The following is a 20,022-nucleotide window of genomic DNA, read 5'->3' as shown; positions in this document are numbered from 1 at the left end:
AATTGCTACCGAATCTAAATTCATCATAATTATCGATGCCGTAATTATTGATTATAGCTTTTCTTGCTTCATTATAAAGAGCTGATTTAAAATTTTTCATTAAACTGTCTTGTTAACTAATTTTAAAGAAAACAATTTATTCCCCATTACCTAATATAGTATTGACATTAGTTTCTACCATTTTAGCATCCAAAAGAAAGGGCGTCCAAATTTGTTTATCATGAACTATTTGCAAGGTAAGAGCTTTATGGATTTTGTAATATGTATTATACCCGTACCCTTCCGAAGCTGTAAAAGTTACATTATAAACTCCCTTTGAAAGACAAATTTTCCTGATTACTAACGAAACAGAGGTTTCTGTCCCTTTTTCAATTTCTGAAAGTAATTGTCCTTCAGGAATAATTTCGGCAACAGGTCTTTGCTCCTTATCATAAATAGCTAAAGTAATGAATGGAATATTGGCTAAAGACTTATTTCTAATCAAAAATTTTAAAACTAAATCACTAGCCCAGGGAATTTGGTATATACTATCTGCTTTAGCAAAATCTTTAATAGATGCACTTATTAAATCCAAAGAATGATCAGTAAATACTAAATCTGAATCCTCATTGGTTAAAAACGAATTGTAATAAAGGTCAATTCCCTGGGAGACATTCTGGGAATGAAATTTAGGTTTACCCTTTTCTAATAAGATAATTTGTGTACAGATCCTGGAAACCATTGGCATACTATGAGAAACAAATACAATAGCCGTACGGGGTAAAATTGTATCAATAGTTTTAAAACACTTTAGAACAAAACCAAGATCTCCAACGGCCAAAACCTCATCAATGATGAGCACATCCGGCTCCATTTGAGCGGCAATGGCAAAGCCCAGGCGGACCTTCATCCCGCTGCTGTAATTTTGTACCGGCATATCAATAAATTCCCGTATCTCGGCAAAGTCTATTATCTCGTCCAGCTTTTCGTTGATCTCCTTGCGGCTAAAGCCCAAGATGGCACCATTATTATAGATGTTTTCCCTACCGGTAAGAATTCCATTAAATCCTGCTCCCAATTCGATAAGTGCACCAACCCTACCTTTTATAGTTACTTTCCCGGCATCCGGGTTAATGAGACCGTTAAGAATTTTGAGCAAAGTAGATTTCCCGGCCCCGTTATGCCCAATAAGTCCCAGGCATTCTCCGCGGCGTAGTTCAAAAGAAACATCTTTTACCGCCCAGAATTCCTTTACGCGCAATTGACGTTCTTCTTTGTTACCGCGAAAATTAGTAAAAAGATCCTTCACTCCATACCAGAGACTGGTCTTAAGATCTTTACAGAACTTCTTGGAAAGCCATTCTACCTTTACTAAAACCTCCTTTTCTTCCATATTACGCACTTCGTTCAACAATAATAGGAATAGAAATTCGGTAAGCCATTAAAGCAAGGAGAAAAAGAGGTGCCGTTGCCGCTAAAACCACAAAATAATAGCTAAGATATTCAGGACATGCACCAGTAATAAGATCCCTGCTGGTAAGTATTATTGGGGTAAAGGGATTAAATTCCATCACGGTTTTCATCAAGCCTTCTTCTGGCACTGCATAAACTACCGGGGTAATATACATTAGAAAACTGAAGCTCATAGAAACAGTTTTTCCTACATCCTTATAAAGCATACTAAGAGGGGTAAGAAAAAGACCTATCATAATCCCAAATAAAAGGGCAAAGCAAATAACCACAGGCAGCAAAAGCAGGCTCCAATGAAATCCCAACCCAAATATAAAAACGAAAGCAATTAACAACAGGATCTTAATTGAAGAATTAAATAATAATTTATAAACCCCTGAAATAATAAGTGCTTCTTTTGGGAAATTAATTTTACTTAAGAGCCCACGGGCTGAATTCGTACTTTGCGTAGGAGAATTTATAGCTTCCCTTATAATAGACCAAAGCAATGTTCCTGAAAAAGCATATACTGGATAAGGTATTCCGGTATCAGTTACCTGAATGGTTCCCGAAGCATTTAAAAAAATCCAAACTGCAGCAGTGGCTAGCGGTGTAATAAAAGCCCAGATTATCCCCAGATAAGATTGACGGTATTGTGCTTTAATATCCCTTTCTGCCAATTGCCGTGCTAAAAATCGCGAGCTATAAATATCCCTTATGCTCTCTTTTAGAAGTTTACCGGGGCTAAGCGTATTTTCTTTTTGATAAATTTGGGTTTGCATAGATATGATTCAAACATATTATAATAAAACTTATTGTGGATATAATCCAGGATAATTTAAAAAATTCATACTGTTCTTAATTTAAATCATCACATAAGATACCGGTGCCAAAGGTATCCAAAAGTTATTGTTCAGATCTTTAAGGCTTAAGAATGGCACTCATGAACTATACGCTTATTTTAATTGGGTTCCCCCTGGTTCTATGTGCGAAAAATACACAATATAATTCTAACCCTAAAGCGATCTCAACTAGCATTAAAAGGATTTATAAGTTTTTGTATGAGGTAATCTCTATTTAATTATTTTTAGCACTTATGGAGAAAGTAAAAAATTTTATTAATTCAAGTTTTTTGAGAGTTTACCCAAAATTACCTCACCAAGTACAACGATTTATTTGTTTGGGGTTAAAGCATTATTACAAACCATCTTCAAATATTAAAAAGTTAAGGTTCCAGGGGGAATTCACAGTTAGGCTTCCTAAAAACAATCATTTTAAAATGATCAATTATGGTGGAATGATAGAGCACGAAACTTTTTGGGAAGGTGCTTTTGAAACTTTTGAAAATGACCTTGGGTGGTTATGGATTGAATTATGTGAAATTTCTGAGATTATCCTAGATATAGGAGCAAATACCGGGATTTACACCCTGGCAGCAAAAGCAGTTAATCCGAAAACCAGGATCTATGCATTTGAACCATCCATCCATACTTATAACAAGTTATGCAAGAATGTTCGATTGAATAGGTTTGACATAGAATGCGAGAAAGATGCTATTTCAAACCATTCTGCTGAGAAAGTATTTTATGACCTTCCCAATTCCAGTGATAACGCATCCTTGTCGCCTGAAAAAATGAAAAACTGGAATGGTTACAGGGGTGAAATCTTGGAATATAAGGTTGGAGCAACTAGCATAAGCGATTATATTAAACATAAAAATATCCCTAAAATTGATCTGGTAAAAATTGATATTGAAATGCATGAACCGGAAGCAATTGAAGGTTTGGGCGAATATTTGTATAAATACAAACCGATTATAATTCTTGAAGTATTGAGCGATGAAATTGCAGAAAAATTGAATAAACTTTTCGAACTTAATGATTACGAATTATTCCATTTGAAAAAAGGAAAAAAAGCAGAAAAATTAGAACATTTCAAAATGTGCAAGGAATATCTTGATAATTGGGAATGGAACTTTATAATATTTCATAAGAAAAACAAAGAGAAGGTTAAAAAACATACCTCCCTGTATACCAACCTGATTTCTAGTTAGTATTTAGTAACAGAATTAAGAAAAATTTTAATTAACAATTATTTAAAGTGTTATTGCAGACCTTAATTATTTTATGGTCTATGCAGTAAGATCAATTTATTCTCTAAATTCAAATATATTTAATTGAAAATCATTGTTGTCCGGTAAAACCGGAATTTAATTATTTATCAACTTAAGTTGTTGATATTGAGATGCTGTATCTCTATTTTTCAAAAGTAAGCCCCCATTGTCTCTGGGAATAGAGAATTTTGGTATTTTATCTTTTTCTGTTTAATCACTTCCCGCCAACTTCCCTCTGGATCTTCTAAAAAGCCATACAGGTTGTTGATGTAATTCATTAACTGCTGCCTTATAATGGACACCAGATTGGAAAAGGCCCATTTCTTTTTTACTTTTCCTTTCACCAAGGTGATCAGAAGATTAGCTAACATAGCCGTCCAGATCTGTATTTCAATAGCATTTTCATTATCGCCTAGAAAATATTTTAGCGGAAAATTCTGTTTTAGCTGCTTGAATAGCAGCTCGATCTGCCATCGTTTTTTATAGATTAAGGCTATCTTTTCAGCTTCTAGCTCCATATTATTGGTGATGAATTCAAACAACCTGTTGTTTTCGCTGTCCCAATATGCTATACGCCTGGAATGATGTTTCAGCTGCTTTTTCTCACCATAATATAAAATGATCTCCTCATCCTTCAATACTCCTGAATCAGCATCTTCCGGGATATCAAATTCCTTTCCTGGCTGGTAAGTTGCATTCTCCTTTAATCGAGTCACGTACCATATCTGGCTTTGGGTAAGGGCTTCATATTGAGCATAGTCAACATAGCCTTTATCAAAAGTAATGATAGAACCTTTGACCAGGTTGAAAACTTCTTTCAGGAACATATGGTCGTGTCGTACGGCTTCACTGTATCGGACAAGGCAGGGAACATTCTCGCTAGCCTTGATAATGGTGTGGGCTTTTATTCCACCCTTCTTTTTGCCTTCCTTGGGATTGCGCCCCACGCCCTTAAGGATGTCCTTAAACAGGGAAATGGTGGTGGAATCCATAATATAAAGACGTTTTAGGTCAGCATCGTTTAACCGGCTGTCCGCTAAACTTTCTGCATGTTTTTGGTAAACACTTTTGTAGATATCCCCAAAAACCGTACTGCTCCGGGGTTTATTGGCCTCAGCAAAAGTACTTCGCCTAACCAGGTAGGACAGGCCTAAATGGTCCAACTTATGCGCATTTGCAAGAAGTCCCAATATCGTTTCTCGTATTGATTGATAGCCTTCTAAGGACACGAAAAGCATTACAACCAGGTGATTATAGGTCGTAAACTTCTTTACATACCGCTCTGCACTATGCTCCCGAGCTATCTTCCGTACCTCACTTTTGTCAATGAACTTTATTAATTGATTAAATATAGACTGTCCGTTAAAATTCTTACTTTTACCCATGTCTAGCTTTTTTGTGTCGTAACTCAAAAGTAGACATACCGGGTTAGTGTTCAAAAAACTAGCCCGGTTTATTTTTTTTACCGGACACTAGTGATTGAAAATCCATATTATAAACTATAAGGAGATTTTACCGTATTGCCCGGTGTATTAATATATAATCTAAACCCAGAATCTGTTAGTATTCTTAGGGGAAGGATTAAAGAGTTTTACTTTAATTGGTCTAATATGTTCTTTTTGGGAAGTTCGTGAAAATAATCAGCCACGATTTCAAAATTCTAGGTTTCATACGTTATAAACAGTATTATTTTCATCTTACTAGAAGGTTTTTACTAAAGCCCTTTTTGTCAAGTACAGATAGGTCTTAATTACCTTAAAAGGTTGCCGGTAAAAAAGATCACCAGCCTCAATAAAAGATTTTATTAGCTTTCCTTCCCTAAAATAACTTCCCATTAAACCGTATTTATGTTTTACAAGACTTTTCTTAACAATACCTATTTTATTTGAAAATTGACAATCGTCATAAACATATTGAACAATACCTAAATTCACCTTAGCTATATCACTGGAAACCCTTTTCATCTTTTCTGATACCCCAATTTCTTTTCTGTATACACCGGTAATCTCATCTATATATCCCACCTTATCTCCATTACGAGTTAGCCATAGGTAAACAGGCCAATCTCCATAAGGAAAATTCTTTATCCAATTAGGGATCTCAACTTCATTCTGTTTGTTACGATAAAATGCAGTCACAGAAGGAATAAAATTACCAAAGATAAGTTCATCAAAATTGCGTGAATTATTTGAATGATCCCAGGTCTTATCTTTAAATTCGCCGGTTGGATACAAGTTCCTGATCCCAGTATATACGATGGAAAAATCGGGTCTAGACTCGAGAAAATCGTATTGTTTTTGCAATTTGAGGGGCTCTATCCAATAGTCATCACCATCGCATACCGCAATATATTTCCCGTCACACGCCTTAATAGTCCTTATAAAATTATTGATAAGCCCCAGGCGTCTATTCGAAGGAAGCAATTTGATTTTTTCAGGATATTTTTCTGCATAAGTTTCACAGATTTGTCGTGTAGCATCACTGCTTAAATCTTCTCCTATCACCAATTGATATTTGAAGTTTGTTTCTTGATTAAGAATACTCTCCAATGTATTGGCAATAAAATCTTCCTGGTTATAGGTTAGAATAAAAACACTTACTGCGAAATTTTTCATAAAAAACTTAAAACTTCTTTTATATTGTATCAATAATTCTCCCCTCTTCGGTTAAAAATAACCTGGCCGATTAAAATATTTCTTAAAGTAATAATTTTAAATAAATTCGGTTGTATTTCCTGGCACAAATAAAAAGATATATTTGTAACTAACTAATACTATTTTTCCTTTGAAAAAACTTTCAATTCTTATACCTGCATACAATGAGGAAAAAACAATCCTTCCAGTTCTAAAGGTATTAAAAGATCTTAAACTGGAATTTTCGATAGAAAAAGAACTCATCATTGTAAATGATTATTCCATCGATAGTACTCAGAAGATCATAGAAGAATTTATGAAATTAAATCCTGAACTGCCAGTTCACCTGCACAACCAGAAATTTAATCAGGGAAAAGGGGCTGCTCTTCATAAAGCAATTAACCTGGCCGCAGGGGATTTTATCATTATACAGGATGCCGACCTGGAATATGACCCAAAAGAATACAATCAGTTGCTAAGACCAATTATAGAAGGGAATGCTGATGTTGTTTACGGGTCACGTTTTATGGGGGGAAATCCACACCGAATTCTTTTTTTTTGGCACTCCCTGGGAAATAAATTTCTCACTTTTTTGAGTAATGCCTTTACCAATTTAAATCTTACAGATATGGAAACCTGTTACAAGGTGTTTAGAGCAGATATTCTGAAAGGTTTGGATTTGAAAGAAAAAAGGTTTGGATTTGAGCCGGAAGTAACAGCCAAAGTCAGTCGCGTTCCAAAAATCAGAATTTACGAAGTAGGCATCTCTTATTACGGCCGCACCTATGAGGAAGGAAAAAAGATAAATTGGAAGGACGGATGCCGTGCACTATGGTGTGTATTTAAGTACAATACGATTTCCAGGTAATATGAAAAACTATTCAATTGGTTTATTAAAATTGTTTTTGGGAATTATTTTTTTGGGAATTCTTATCTATAATTTCCATATAGCTAATTCCCTTAAGTACGAATCCGAGGGAGATGCAGCAAACTTCATTGAATTAGGCTTAAGCTTAGCACAAACTCAGAAATACGGACATATAAAAGGTTTAGAAGAAGGAGTAATCACCGCATTTAAAAATAAAAATATTCAGGAAAACCAAATTGAATTTGCCAATCATAGCACCTGGAGACCGCCGGTTTGGCCCATTTTAATTGCCGGGGTTTTTCTCCTTTTTGGTTACAACCTCACTTATGTCCTGATTTTTAAATTCTTATTACAACTTTTAGGTATTTTTATTTTCTACAAAACCTTAAAGCTTCTCAAGGTCAAAAAAGTATTAGTTTTAATCGGAATTTTCTTATATGCAGTAAATCCTGCCTGGCAGCTCTATTCCCGGGTATTTTTGTCAGAACCTATAACTTTATTTTTTCTTACACTCTGGCTCTATCTCCTAATCGCCTATGTAAAACAAAAAAAAGCTTTTTTTATTCAGGCAATTGTTGCGGGGATATTAATCCTTTCACATCCATATTATATCTTTCTACCTTTTACAGTATGGCTTATACTTGTGATTAATAATCAAATCCGGTTAAATCGTTTTGTGATTAGTTCCGTTATTTGTGCTGCAGTAGTCTCAACCTGGGTCATTAGAAATTTTATAGTACTCGATACGAATCAGATGATAATCACAACATCTTCTGGTGCAGTTATGGCAAAGGGATGGAATCACAAAGTGCCGAATGAACATACAAATACAAAAGGTGATCTTGCAGATGAGGAATTGGTGCTGTTGGATTTTGAATATAACAGAAACGAATTTGACGGTGAGGTAGGAAGTATGCAGTTATATCAAGACGCAAGCCTGAACTTTATAAGAAGTAACCCCGATTTAATTATACCCATCGTTTGGAAAAAAATTAAAAGCGCTTTCAATCCCTTTCCGGAAACTTCCAGGCCCGGTTTTTTGGAAACAGGTCGGGTTATCTACCAGGTTTTATCTTTTCTCAGTTTAATTATTATTTTACTGTTTTACAAAAATAAATTACAATGGTCTCTTGGTGTAGCTTTAGTTATTTCTACTATGGCTATTACGGTTCTAACATATTCTGGTTTACGGTTTAGAATGCCCCAAACCACTCTTGAGTTATTATTTTTTATTTTAGTGCTTCAGCAGGTTTTTAATAGTAAATTAAATTCTGAGTTTAAATACTTCTCTTAGATTATTCAAATATCTTTACAAGATATGCTCATGGAAGATTTATCTGGAAAACCAAAATAACTAATGAGAATTAAGAATGCAATAATTATACTGGGCCCGGGAAAAAGCGGCTCCACCCTTCTTAATCACATATTTTCATTACATCCAGATTTGTTCTGGATATCTACTTATGTAAATAAATTCCCTGAACACCCGGAATTATCTATATTAAATAATATTCATCGAATTCCTATGCTAGAGAAGAATAGCAGAAACAAAGATAATTTCCCACGTCCGGCCGAAGCTTTTTTTTTCTGGACCTATCATATCACAACCTTCTGGAGCGATAAACCGATATCTTCAGAGGAAGGTGCCAGACTCAATAAGGCGCTTAGTAAGATCAGAAAATTTCAATCCGGAAATCGTCTCCTTTTAAAATAACGGGGCCAACTCGCCCCAAGTTGGTTGAGAGTATCTTTGAAGACCCGCATATCATCTGGCTGGCTCGTGATCCCAAGGCAATAATAGCCTCCTATTACGCCAACAAATGGCTTTACAAAAACAGGCTGGAGGTTTTCTCTTCTAAATCTAATTTAGAACTGATAAAAGAGTATGCTGAAAGCTATAACAAAATGCAATTACATAAAGAAAAGTTTCGTGATTTTAAATTTCTTGAAGTTGATTACGAAGGTCTAACGAATAACCCAACAACATTTTTTGAAAAAATCTGTGAATTCACGGATTTACCCTACCCCTCATCTTTTCATTCCCTTATAACTGGCTGGGATATCCAGCCCGGCAATAACCTGAAATATCAAAATCTTTTTACCCCTTCGGAAATCCTTTACATGGATGAAATTTTACAGGAGAATAGATAATTAATTCTGTTCTCGTTCAAAGCTATCCGCCTAAAGATTGCTGCGGTTAAGGGATCTAATTTAACTAAAACAGCACAAATGTATTACCGCTTAGATCTATTACAGGCTAATCACTTTTCCCTATATTTGATACCTAACTAACTGCTGATTTGAAATCCAGAAAAAAAATCCTAATTCTGCTTCCTGACGGGGTTGGCCTGCGCAATTTCGCCTTCACATCTTTCGTGGAAGTCGGCAAAAAAATGGGCTGGGAAGTGATCTTCTGGAATCATACCCCTTTTGATCTTGAAAGCCTAGGCTATCAGCAAATAAAAATACAAGGAAATGCGAGGGCAAAAACCGATCTACTGAAAAGAGCGAAAATCGAATCCGAACTCGATCATTTTACCGCAAAATTTGATGATCCAGTTTATCAACGCTACAAGTTCCCGTATTCTGCCATGGGGATGAAAACCGGATTAAAGCATAAGATAGTCAGGTTTCTGGTAAAAATCCATAAAGGAGAAAAAAGTTTAAAACGCCTTCGGCAAAAAATGAAAAATTCTGAGAGGAAGGGTGCATATTATAAAAATTGTAAAACCGTTCTGGAAAAAGAAAAACCCGATCTGGTATTCTGTACCAACCAGCGACCAGTAAACGCTCTTGCGCCTTTAACGGCGGCACAGGACCTAAATATTCCTACTGCAAATTTTATTTTCTCCTGGGATAATCTACCAAAAGCAACCATGGTGGTGGAAGCCGATCATTATCTTGTATGGAGTGAGTTTATGAAAAAGGAACTGCTTAATTATTATCCTCATATTAAGCCTCAACAGATATATATTTCCGGGAGTCCTCAATTCGAGCCACATTACGATCTTAGCCTTAGAAAAAGCCAGGAAGAATTTTTTAAAGAACATGGGCTTAACCTTTCAATAAAATATATTTGTTTCAGCGGCGATGACATCACCACCTCTCCAGATGATCCACAATACCTTAATGACCTCGCTGAAGCAGTAGCTAAACTAAATGTAAAAGGAAATAAGCTAGGCATCATCTTCCGCCGCTGCCCGGTGGATTTTTCCAACAGATATGAAAAAGTATTAGAAAAATATAAAGAGCTAATAGTTCCTATTGTACCAAAATGGGAAAAAATCGGAAAGCAGTGGAATACTGTTTTACCAACAAAAGAAGATCTAAGCTTACAAATAAACACGATTTTGCACTCACAATTGGTAGTTAATGTTGGTTCGTCAATGGTTTTTGATTTTGCTATATTCGGAAAGCCCTGTTTATATCTTAATTATGAGGTCACTGATAAAACTCAGGCTGACTGGTCACCCCAAAAGGTCTATAATTTCGTGCATTTCAGGTCGATGCCAACTGGAGAAGAAGTTCTATGGTTAAATTCCCGAGAAGAAATCGCGGAAAAACTTGAAATAGGGCTGGACTTAAAAGAAGAATATGCAGAGAAGGCGATGAAGTGGTTTAATACAATAAACAAGGAACCGGCTGATAAAGCTTCGGAAAGAACATGGAAATATATTAATCGAATTAATATTGAATAACTTAACCTCAGATTGCCACGTCCTTCTTTGTCGGTCTCGCTATCAGAGTTCAAACAAATAGTTTATGCACTTAGCCTTCCTAACTCCTGAATACCCGCACCCCCGCTCCACCCCTTCCGGCGGACTTGGCACAAGTATCAAGAACCTGGCGGAGCAATTGGTGAAAAAAGATATTCTCATTACTGTTTTTGTATTCGGACAGGAAAAAGATCGGGTCTTTGGAGAGGACGGGATAAGCTTTCATTTTATCAAACAGCTGAAGTATGATTTCTTTGGCTGGTATAGATACCGGAAATACTTAGAGTGCTATATTAACAAAGTAAGCCTAGAAGAGCAGATCGATGCCCTGGAAGCCCCGGACTGGACTGGAATTACTGCTTTTATGAAGTTGAAGTGTCTGTTGGTGATAAGAATGAACGGCACCGACTCCTATTTTTGTCGGCTCGAAGGTCGGCCCCAGAAGAGGAAGAACTTCTGGTTTGAGAAACTGGCTTTAAAAGGTGCTGATCATCTGCTTTCGGTAAGTAAGTTTACCGGTGATAAAACCCGGGAGATCTTTAGTTTGAAAAAGGACATCAAAGTGATTCCCAACTCGGTAGATGTAGAGGCCTTTAAACCCACTGGAGAAGCGCCAATACCCGATACTATTCTATATTTTGGAAGCATAATCAGGAAAAAAGGAGTACTAGAACTAGCGAAGATCTTTAACCTGATAGACAAGCAAAAACCCAATGCACGCCTAATTATGGCCGGTAGGGATGTTTTGGATATAAAAACAGGAAAATCTTCCCGTGCATTGTTTGAGGAAATCCTGAATGATAAAAGCCGGGGAAAAGTTACCTGGACCGGAAGCCTGCCTTATAAAGAAGTAAAGTCACAAATCTCCAAAGCGGCTGTGATCGTTCTACCCAGTTTCGCTGAAGCACTCCCAATGACCTGGTTAGAAGCTATGGCTATGGAAAAAGCCTTGGTAACTTCTGATATTGGCTGGGTGAAAGAGGTGATGCAGGAGGGGGAGACGGGGTTCAACGTAGATCCTAAAGACCACGCTACTTATGCAAAAAAGGTTTTGGAACTTCTTGGAAATAATGAACTGGCAGAAAAAATGGGGAAAGCGGCGAGAAAAAGAGTGGTTGAGAGGTTTTCTACAGAGGTTGTTGTGGAGGAGAATATGCAATTTTATGAAACGGTGATTCGTTAATTCGGGATCCGTTAATTTGTTAATTGGGGATTGGAAATGTTTGTTGTTTGGGTTTGGGGTTGTAGATTTCGGGTTGTCAGTTCCGGGTTATCGGTTTTGGCATTTATTGTTTGAAGGTCAATCCCCAGATTTCCAGATGCACAATTAATGGTTTTTGACTACAAGTTTTGATTCTGTTGCATATTGTACCAATCATAGGTATTCCTAATTCCTTCTTCCAGTGCTATCTCTGACTGCCAACCTTTGTTTTTCAGCTTTTCGACACTGAGTAATTTTTGGGGAGTGCCATCTGGTTTGGAATGGTCCCAGATAATTTTTCCCTGGTGACCGATGATTTGTTGGATCAAAACTGCCAGTTCATCTATTGGAAGGTCTTTTCCGGTTCCCACATTATAAATCGTTTCTTCCAGCTTATGCTCCAGAGTAAACAAAACCGCCGAGGCCAGATCATCTACATGCATAAATTCCCTCATTGGGCTTCCCGTTCCCCAAAGTTTTACTGAAGCGTGATCCCGGTTTTTTGCTTCATGGAATTTCCTTAACATTGCGGGTAGCACATGCGAGGTTTGCAGATCGAAATTATCTCCCGGGCCATATAAATTTGTCGGCATTAGGCATACAAAATCTTTTTGATATTGACGCCGCAAAGCTTCGCAGGCTTTAATCCCGGTGATCTTTGCCAGGGAATACCATTGGTTAGTAGGTTCCAATTCGCCAGACAATAGGTATTCCTCTTTAATGGGTTGAGGAGAATATTTGGGATAGATACAAGAACTTCCGAGAAAAATAAACTTTTTTACACCATAGCTGTGGGCCGCATCAATAACATTATTTTGTATTTGCAGATTATGCATAAGGAACTCATACGGAAATTCATTGTTGGCCCAAATGCCTCCTACCCTTGCCGCAGCCAGGATTACCACATCCGGACTTTCCTCTTTAAAAAATCGGTTTACGGCGATCCTGTCCTTGAGGTCAAGTTCCCCGGAGGTTTTCCCTAAAAGATTGCTATATCCAGCTCCTGATAATTTTCTCAATATAGCCGAACCTGCCATTCCTTTATGCCCGGCGATATATATCTTATTATTCCTTTTCATTTAATCGGTGTAATCTGTTTAAATCCCTGAAATCTGGATCCTATTCATAATAATTTAAAGTGGGAAAGCCTCCCTTTTTCAGGTGTTGTTCCTTCTGCATCAGCATCAAATCGCTTTCCATCATTTCTTTTATCAATTCGGTTAAATCATATTCCGGTTTCCAGCCTAACTTTTTATGAGCTTTTGACGCATCACCTACAAGTAAATCAACTTCGGTAGGCCTGAAGTATCGTGGGTCAATATTAAGAATTTCCTTTCCTTTTTCAAGCTGAAAACGCTCATCCTTACAGTATTTTACCAGGGCCTTCTCCTCTATTCCTCCCCCCCTGAACTCCAGTTCTATTCCCACTTCTGAAAAAGCCATTTTAACGAAATCCCTTACTTTGGTAGTGGTACCGGTCGCAATAACCCAGTCTTCAGCTTCTTCGGCCTGCAAGATCATCCACATCATTTTCACATAGTCTTTTGCATGCCCCCAATCCCTTTGCGCATCCAGGTTTCCCAGGTAAAATTTATCCTGTAAGCCTAAAGCGATTCGCGCAGCTGCTCTTGTTATCTTCCGACTTACAAAAGTCTCTCCCCTCAAAGGGGATTCATGATTAAAAAGGATGCCATTACAGGCAAACATCCCGTATGCCTCCCGGTAATTAACTGTAATCCAGTAAGCATAGAGCTTTGCAACACCGTAGGGACTGCGGGGGTAAAAGGGAGTTGTCTCCGATTGCGGACTTTCCTGAACCTTCCCAAACAATTCAGATGTCGAAGCCTGGTAAATCCTGACCTTTTGTTCCAGTCCTAGCAATCTCACCGCATCGAGAATCCGGAGAGCGCCGAGTCCGTCGGTATTTCCCGTGTATTCCGGAATTTCAAATGAAACCTGCACATGACTCATTGCAGCCAGGTTATAGATCTCGTTCGGCTGGATTTCCTTGATGAGTCGAATAAGATTCGTACTATCGCTCATATCTCCGTAATGAAGAATAAAGTTTCTATTTGTCTCATGAGGATCCTGGTAGAGGTGGTCGATCCTGGAAGTATTAAACTGTGAAGATCTGCGTTTAATTCCATGCACTTCATATCCCTTTTGCAGAAGAAATTCACTTAAATAAGCTCCATCCTGTCCGGTAATACCTGTAATTAATGCTTTTTTCATCTTTTCATTTATTCCCCCGGACTAACCCGGTAAATACTTGTCCAAGTTAAAAGAATTTTTTTATCCTAGTTACCGGCTTGCATTTTTCAATTCAGAAAGGGACTTTTTTGGTGATAGAGGAATTCAAATAATGATTTTTGAGTTTAAGTTTCTAGTCAAGTTCTTTAAATGGATCTCTGTATATAATCAATTGACTTCGGGTTAAAGTTTTGTTTATAATTCGAGGTAGCTTGGTTTCAGTTTTTAGTGCCCACTTCTTAAAATTATTTTTCTGACTTCCCCATTTAAAAAATCTGCTAAAACGTTCAAGGGTGCCAACCGGTATAATTTCCACTTCTTTAAAAAACTTTTTGCCTGCATTTTCAAAATGAGTGGAACTAAAACTTCTGTCGGGGTGCGGATCGTTTTTTTTCCACTGGGCAAAGTCGGTTTTGTAAAATTTTGAAGGTCTGCCTTTAACCGGGATATACCATCGAAGTTCATCCAGTAACTTCGAATTTACCGCTGGTTCAAAAAATCGGGCTTCCCCGTCTTCTTTTAAGAGTCGGGCAGTTTCTTTTAAAAACTGTTCTTCAACTGGCAATTCCAAATGATGCAAAAATGCTTTTCCCACAACAAAATCAAATTTCTTTGAATCCAGCTTATTTAGTAAAAAATCCCCGCTTACAAAGCGAATAGGGAACTCAAATTTATAGGCCTCATTTAAAGCTTCTACAATTTTTCCGCTGGAATTTGCTATATCATTGGCATAAACCTCAGCTCCCAAAGCTGCCATTACCGCTGCATTTACACAATCACCGCAACCCATTTCCAAAACTTTTTTCCCTTTTATTCTATTCTTAAAATCTCTCTGGTAGAGTGCGAACCAGCTGGTTTCGGTAGTAGTAGCCGAAGCAAGGAATTCATCAAGGTTATTAATCCAATGAAGAATATTCTTTATGTTATAATTAGCATAAAGTTTCTCATAATGAAATTTATTTTTATCCTGGTTAAGATTTGATTCACCCATATGTATGTAATGAAAGATAAAAATTTAAGAATTGAATATTTATAAAACTTTGACTCATTGTCCTAATTTTAAGCAAAAGGACAACTCTCAAGTAAACCTTTCTGGATTTTTTCTAATTCTTTAATTTCAGGTAAAAGTGGTTTATCCTGCATTAACTGAAGCAGTTGTTCTGCAGTCATGCTATCCTTGATAAAGTCAACTTTATAAACAGGTAGTCTTAAGGATTCAAAATAATCAACATACTTTATTCCATTTCCAAAAATCTTATCTGAAAACTCAACCCAAAGTGCCGGAATTTTATAAGCGTGAGCAATAATCAGTCCGTGGAGGGAAGAAGAAATTATGTTTTCACAACTTAAAATTTCCCTGGTAATCTCTTCCACATCATTGGTTAGAAGATCGATTACTTTAATATCAGGATCCTCTTGAAAAAGCTTCACCGCTAGTTTATAATCGTGATAATGGGGAATAACTCCGATCTTACATTTTTTCTTAACCTCAGGATTATAATATTTAGGAAGTAAAAGCGCCGGATCACCATAAACCTCGGGACATTTATAGCCCAACTCCAATAAAAAGTCTCTGGTTTGTGGCCCTCGTACCGCCCTAAAATCGGCCTGAGCAATCTCCTGCTCGTGGTCTATTATACCGCTCCCCCAAACAATACTATGCGTAGTTGCATGGTGCAAAATACTGCCCACCGCAAGGAAATTGGTTTTATTCCTTTTATACCAGGGCTGTTTTTTAGGCTGAACAAATTTCACTGGCTTACCACTAATTTTTTCTACCAAATATTTAGATAGTAAATCCCCATAATTTTCCTTTTTCCTAAAAATAAATTTGATCTCACTCCAATAGAATAAAGGAATTTCTTTCTCCCGATAAGAATTGCGTTTTGACTTCTTCAATAGATATACTTTGGGATTATAACGGCAAAGCCTGAAAAACTCAAATATATTGAAATTATACACAAAATTCTTATTAAAAATCCCGCAAAGCCGATCCAAACATTTTTTATACTTTTAAGCCACTTATCAAAAACCAATACATGCCCCAAAGAAAAATATGCGTTGTCGTTACTGCCCGCCCGTCCTACAGTCGGATCAAAACGGCTTTAAAAGCAATACAGCTACATCCCGAACTGGAACTACAACTGGTAATTGCTGGATCGGCCCTACTGGACCGGTATGGAAACGCGGTAGATTTTATTGAAAAAGACGGATTTGACATTGCGGCAAAGGTTTTTATGGTACTGGAAGGAGAAAATCCTACCACCATGGCCAAAACCACTGGTCTGGGTGTAATGGAGCTTACCAATGTTTTTTATAATCTAAAACCAGATGCCGTGGTAACCATAGCAGACCGGTTTGAAACCATTGCTACTTCTATCGCTGCGGCGTATCAAAACATTCCCTTAGTTCATATTCAGGGAGGTGAGGTCACGGGTAGCATTGATGAGAAAGTAAGACACGCCAACACCAAACTTGCCGACCTTCACCTGGTTGCTTCAGAAGATGCCAAACAACGGGTAATAAAATTAGGGGAACATCCTGACAAGGTGATCAACACCGGATGCCCTTCTATAGACCTGGCAAAAGAAATTTCAGAATATCCATTTCTGGATTTTGATCCCATAGAAAAATACGGGGGGGTGGGTTCTAATCTCAACTGGAAAGAAGGTTATATTGTAGTGATGCAACATCCGGTTACTACAGAATATCAAATGGCAAAAGCACATATTACCGAAACCCTAAAAGCGATTAAAAGTTTAGATTTCCCTGCATTCTGGTTTTGGCCAAATGTAGACGCCGGATCTGATGGGACATCCAATGGGATACGAACCTTCAGGGAGCTAGAAAAACCTGAAAACATACATTTTTTTAAAAATTTGGAACCAAACGATTTTCTCAAACTTTTAAAAAATTCTAAAGCTTTAGTGGGTAATTCAAGTGCCGGTTTAAGGGAGTGCGCTTATTTGGGAGTGCCGGTGGTCAACATTGGGAATCGGCAATTTCGCCGCAATCGGGCTACCAATGTAACCGATGTGAATTATAATTTAAATGAAATTTTAGAAGCAACCGAAAACGCAATACGAACCGATCATTTTGAATCTTCAGAGATTTACGGAAATGGAAATTCAGGGAAAAGAATTGCTGAAATTTTAGCCACTTCTGAATTAACATTTAGCAAAACGATTACCTATTAAAAAACTGCTTCAGTATGAAAATTTTAGGCCTGATCCCTGCCCGGGGTGGTAGCAAAGGTATTCCCGGTAAGAACATTAAACTTCTGGGAGGTAAACCGCTATTGCAATACACTTTTGAAGCGGCGAAAAATTCAAAACTTTTAAATAAAGTTATCCTGAGCTCAGATAATGAAGAAATCATTCAAATTGCAAAGCAGCTTGAGCTTGAGGTTCCTTTTAAGCGCCCGGCTCATCTGAGCGAAGATTCCAGTTCCAGTCTGGAGGTTGTAAAACACGCAGTGAACCACTATCTGAGCCGCGGAATTCAATTTGATGCAGTATGTTTGCTGCAGCCAACTACCCCATTTCGAAAACCCGGGCTTATAGATGAATGTATTTTAAAATTTCAGGACAATAATTTCGATTCGCTGGTCACCGTTAGGGAGGTGCCTGAAGATTATAACCCGCATTGGGTTTTTGAAGAAAGAAATGGGAGCTTAGAAATTGCTACCGGGGAACAAGAAATTATTACTCGAAGACAGGATTTACCAAAAGCCTATCACAGGGACGGAGCCATATATATTACTAAAACCGAAGTGGTGTTAAATGAAAATTCCCTCTACGGAGAGAAAATAGGTTTTGTAAACACCTCTAATTCTCCTTATGTAAATATTGATGTCCCAGAAGATTGGAGAAAAGCAGAAAAAATATTCAAAAGATTATAAATCGAGAGAACTAAAAACGGGGGCTAAGGTTTATCTTAAATTCGCTTAGATCCTAAGCCATTATGAATATAGAAGAAATGTATAGCCAAAATTAGAAGAAGGATGTGCGGAATCGCAGGAATAATTTCAGCAAAGGCTAATAAAGAACAACTGCAGCAAATGCTGAAACTTCAGCATCATCGTGGGCCGGATCATACCGGGAATTATTTTGATCCCGGTTATTGTGCACTTGGACATAACCGTCTTTCTATTATTGACCTCTCTGCGAAAGCCAATCAGCCCTTTAAAGATAATTCAGGGCGTTATCACCTGACCTTTAATGGGGAAATCTATAATTACAAGGAGTTAAAACAGGAATTAAAAACCCATTATAATTTTAAAACGGGATCTGATACAGAAGTTTTATTGGCAGCCTTTATAGTATGGGGGAAATCCTGCCTTACTAAGCTTAATGGTATGTTTGCATTCGGTATTTGGGATAATAGAGAGAAAAAACTTTTTGCTGCAAGGGATAGGTTTGGGGTAAAACCTTTTTTTTATTCCAGAAAAAACCAGGATTTCTATTTCAGTAGTGAAATTAAAGCTATAAGAAGCCTTTTAAAGTTGGATCAACCTAATGAACAGGTATGGGCTAATTATTTTTCTTACGGGTCTTACGGAATGCCTTCAGAAACATTCTACGATGAAATATTTCAACTCCCGGGGGGGCACTATTTAGAATATCAGGCTGGAAAGTTAAAGATCAGTAAATGGTACGATTTTGAAAAAAACCTCTCCAATCATTCTGAGGTCCTATCATTTGAAGAAGCAAAAGAAGCATATACTAAAATCTTAAGCGATAGCATTTCACTGCGGTTTAGAGCAGATGTTCCTATTGGTTTTAATATTAGTGGCGGAGTGGATAGCTCGCTTTTATTGGCTTTGATAAACCGACTTCACGAAAACAAAAATATCAGAGCCTATACGTTTTATACCGGCGATGAAAATTATGACGAGTTGCCCTGGGTCCAAAAAATGATCGAAACTACTCAAAATCCGCTAACCAAAGTAAAAATTGAACCAGGGGATGTAGTGGAAAAGGCTCAGTTCCTAAGTGACATCCAGGACGAACCTTACGCCGGTCTTCCCACATTGGCTTATGCTGCCTTATTTGAAACCGCTCAAAAAGACGCCGTAAAAGTATTACTGGACGGGCAGGGAATGGACGAACAATGGGCTGGTTATGATTATTATCAAAATCCCAAAAATGCTAAAAGCATCCAGGGAACAGGTGAAAAAAGTCCGTTTCGGCCAAAGGTATTAAGGAATGAATTTAGAGATTTAGCTAAAAAGCCTGTCTATCCTGCACCATTTGATAAGGATCTAAAAAATTTACAGTACCGAGATCTATTTTATACAAAAATACCACGCGCACTTAGGTTCAACGACCGGATATCTATGGCCTATAGCACAGAATTACGGGAACCTTTCCTGGATTACAGAATGGTGGAATTTGCCTTTTCCCAACCAAAATCCTATAAAATTCATAAGGGGATTCAGAAATATTTGATCCGTGAAATACTTAAAGAATTAGTTCCTAAGGATTTAAGTTATGCCCCAAAGCGGCCCCTGCAAACCCCACAACGGGAATGGCTAGGTAATCAATTAAAGGCTTTTACAGAAGAAAATTTTGAGAAACTCCGATATTCCAGGGCTTCACACTGGTTTGATTTTGAAGAAATGCACAGAGAATGGAAAAATTACAAAACCGGAGACAACCAAAGCAGTTTTCATATCTGGCAGTGGGTCAATGCTGGTCTTCTAATGGGTAATTAGTCCCGAACCGTTCTGGCGAAGTCTTGAACAGGCTGAGCAAAACATCCTATTTTTGAATTACCCAAACGGCTCAGATCTGAGCTTTAACCAATGAAAA

The 20,022-nt window shown here is 37.5% G+C and carries 18 protein-coding genes; 10 read left to right on the top strand and 8 right to left on the bottom strand.

From position 1 onward, the window contains the following. Positions 1-136: 136 nt before the first annotated feature. Positions 137-1,372 (bottom strand): ABC transporter ATP-binding protein, encoded by a 1,236-nt coding sequence (locus tag DET49_RS06570; protein ID WP_133547308.1) that lies wholly within the window; start codon positions 1,370-1,372, stop codon positions 137-139. A 1-nt stretch (position 1,373) separates the two neighbouring features. Next, positions 1,374-2,210 (bottom strand): ABC transporter permease, encoded by an 837-nt coding sequence (locus tag DET49_RS06565; protein WP_133547307.1) that lies wholly within the window; start codon positions 2,208-2,210, stop codon positions 1,374-1,376. A 515-nt stretch (positions 2,211-2,725) separates the two neighbouring features. Here DET49_RS06565 and DET49_RS06560 point away from each other — a divergent pair. Then, positions 2,726-3,481 carry an FkbM family methyltransferase gene (locus DET49_RS06560; protein ID WP_166636554.1) on the top strand — a complete coding sequence of 252 codons (756 nt, stop codon included), beginning with the start codon at positions 2,726-2,728 and terminating at the stop codon, positions 3,479-3,481. Between the two features lie 209 nt (positions 3,482-3,690). Here the strand turns inward: DET49_RS06560 and DET49_RS06555 are convergent, their stop codons facing one another. Together DET49_RS06555 and DET49_RS06550 are read right to left on the bottom strand one after the other, a co-directional pair. Beyond that, positions 3,691-4,926: an IS4 family transposase gene (locus DET49_RS06555; protein WP_133547305.1), complete on the bottom strand. Its 1,236-nt coding sequence runs from the start codon at positions 4,924-4,926 to the stop codon at positions 3,691-3,693. A gap of 315 nt (positions 4,927-5,241) precedes the next feature. Then, positions 5,242-6,156, bottom strand: coding sequence for a glycosyltransferase (locus DET49_RS06550; protein ID WP_133547304.1), 915 nt, complete (start codon positions 6,154-6,156; stop codon positions 5,242-5,244). 169 nt (positions 6,157-6,325) lie between these two features. On the opposite strand from DET49_RS06550, the gene DET49_RS06545 reads away from it, so the two are divergent. From DET49_RS06545 to DET49_RS06520, 6 genes are all read left to right on the top strand, one after another. Beyond that, complete coding sequence (locus DET49_RS06545; RefSeq protein WP_133547303.1) at positions 6,326-7,042, top strand: glycosyltransferase family 2 protein; 717 nt, start codon at positions 6,326-6,328, stop codon at positions 7,040-7,042. A gap of 1 nt (position 7,043) precedes the next feature. Beyond that, entirely contained in the window at positions 7,044-8,336 is a 1,293-nt protein-coding gene (locus tag DET49_RS06540; RefSeq protein WP_133547302.1) for a glycosyltransferase family 39 protein, read from the top strand. Positions 8,337-8,399: 63 nt separating this feature from the next. After that, positions 8,400-8,756, top strand: a complete 357-nt coding sequence (locus DET49_RS06535) for a hypothetical protein (RefSeq protein ID WP_133547301.1) — start codon at positions 8,400-8,402, stop codon at positions 8,754-8,756. Positions 8,757-8,776: 20 nt separating this feature from the next. Beyond that, complete coding sequence (locus DET49_RS06530) at positions 8,777-9,193, top strand: sulfotransferase family protein (protein WP_166636553.1); 417 nt, start codon at positions 8,777-8,779, stop codon at positions 9,191-9,193. 149 nt (positions 9,194-9,342) lie between these two features. Then, positions 9,343-10,740 (top strand): UDP-glycosyltransferase, encoded by a 1,398-nt coding sequence (locus tag DET49_RS06525; protein ID WP_133547299.1) that lies wholly within the window; start codon positions 9,343-9,345, stop codon positions 10,738-10,740. A 64-nt stretch (positions 10,741-10,804) separates the two neighbouring features. Further along, positions 10,805-11,941: a glycosyltransferase family 4 protein gene (locus DET49_RS06520; RefSeq protein WP_133547298.1), complete on the top strand. Its 1,137-nt coding sequence runs from the start codon at positions 10,805-10,807 to the stop codon at positions 11,939-11,941. 158 nt (positions 11,942-12,099) lie between these two features. On the opposite strand, the gene DET49_RS06515 is transcribed toward DET49_RS06520, so the two are convergent. From DET49_RS06515 to DET49_RS06500, 4 genes are all read right to left on the bottom strand, one after another. After that, positions 12,100-13,038, bottom strand: coding sequence for a GDP-L-fucose synthase family protein (locus DET49_RS06515; protein ID WP_133547297.1), 939 nt, complete (start codon positions 13,036-13,038; stop codon positions 12,100-12,102). A gap of 40 nt (positions 13,039-13,078) precedes the next feature. After that, complete coding sequence (gmd, locus tag DET49_RS06510) at positions 13,079-14,191, bottom strand: GDP-mannose 4,6-dehydratase (RefSeq protein ID WP_133547296.1); 1,113 nt, start codon at positions 14,189-14,191, stop codon at positions 13,079-13,081. 151 nt (positions 14,192-14,342) lie between these two features. Beyond that, a complete protein-coding gene (locus tag DET49_RS06505; RefSeq protein ID WP_133547295.1) occupies positions 14,343-15,200 on the bottom strand; it encodes a class I SAM-dependent methyltransferase in 858 nt (285 codons plus the stop codon). Between the two features lie 68 nt (positions 15,201-15,268). After that, a complete protein-coding gene (locus DET49_RS06500) occupies positions 15,269-16,108 on the bottom strand; it encodes a polysaccharide pyruvyl transferase family protein (protein ID WP_166636552.1) in 840 nt (279 codons plus the stop codon). 140 nt (positions 16,109-16,248) lie between these two features. On the opposite strand from DET49_RS06500, the gene neuC reads away from it, so the two are divergent. From neuC to asnB, 3 genes are all read left to right on the top strand, one after another. After that, positions 16,249-17,406 (top strand): UDP-N-acetylglucosamine 2-epimerase, encoded by a 1,158-nt coding sequence (gene neuC / locus DET49_RS06495; protein WP_133547294.1) that lies wholly within the window; start codon positions 16,249-16,251, stop codon positions 17,404-17,406. 14 nt (positions 17,407-17,420) lie between these two features. Continuing rightward, positions 17,421-18,110: a cytidylyltransferase domain-containing protein gene (locus tag DET49_RS06490; protein ID WP_133547293.1), complete on the top strand. Its 690-nt coding sequence runs from the start codon at positions 17,421-17,423 to the stop codon at positions 18,108-18,110. A gap of 102 nt (positions 18,111-18,212) precedes the next feature. Next, positions 18,213-19,925, top strand: coding sequence for an asparagine synthase (glutamine-hydrolyzing) (gene asnB, locus DET49_RS06485; RefSeq protein WP_133547292.1), 1,713 nt, complete (start codon positions 18,213-18,215; stop codon positions 19,923-19,925). Positions 19,926-20,022: the final 97 nt, after the last annotated feature.

Source organism: Salegentibacter sp. 24 (genome assembly GCF_004362395.1).
Taxonomy (GTDB): Bacteria; Bacteroidota; Bacteroidia; order Flavobacteriales; family Flavobacteriaceae; genus Salegentibacter.
The sequence above is the reverse complement of the archived record's forward strand: the minus strand, read 5'-3'. Positions and strand labels throughout refer to the sequence as shown.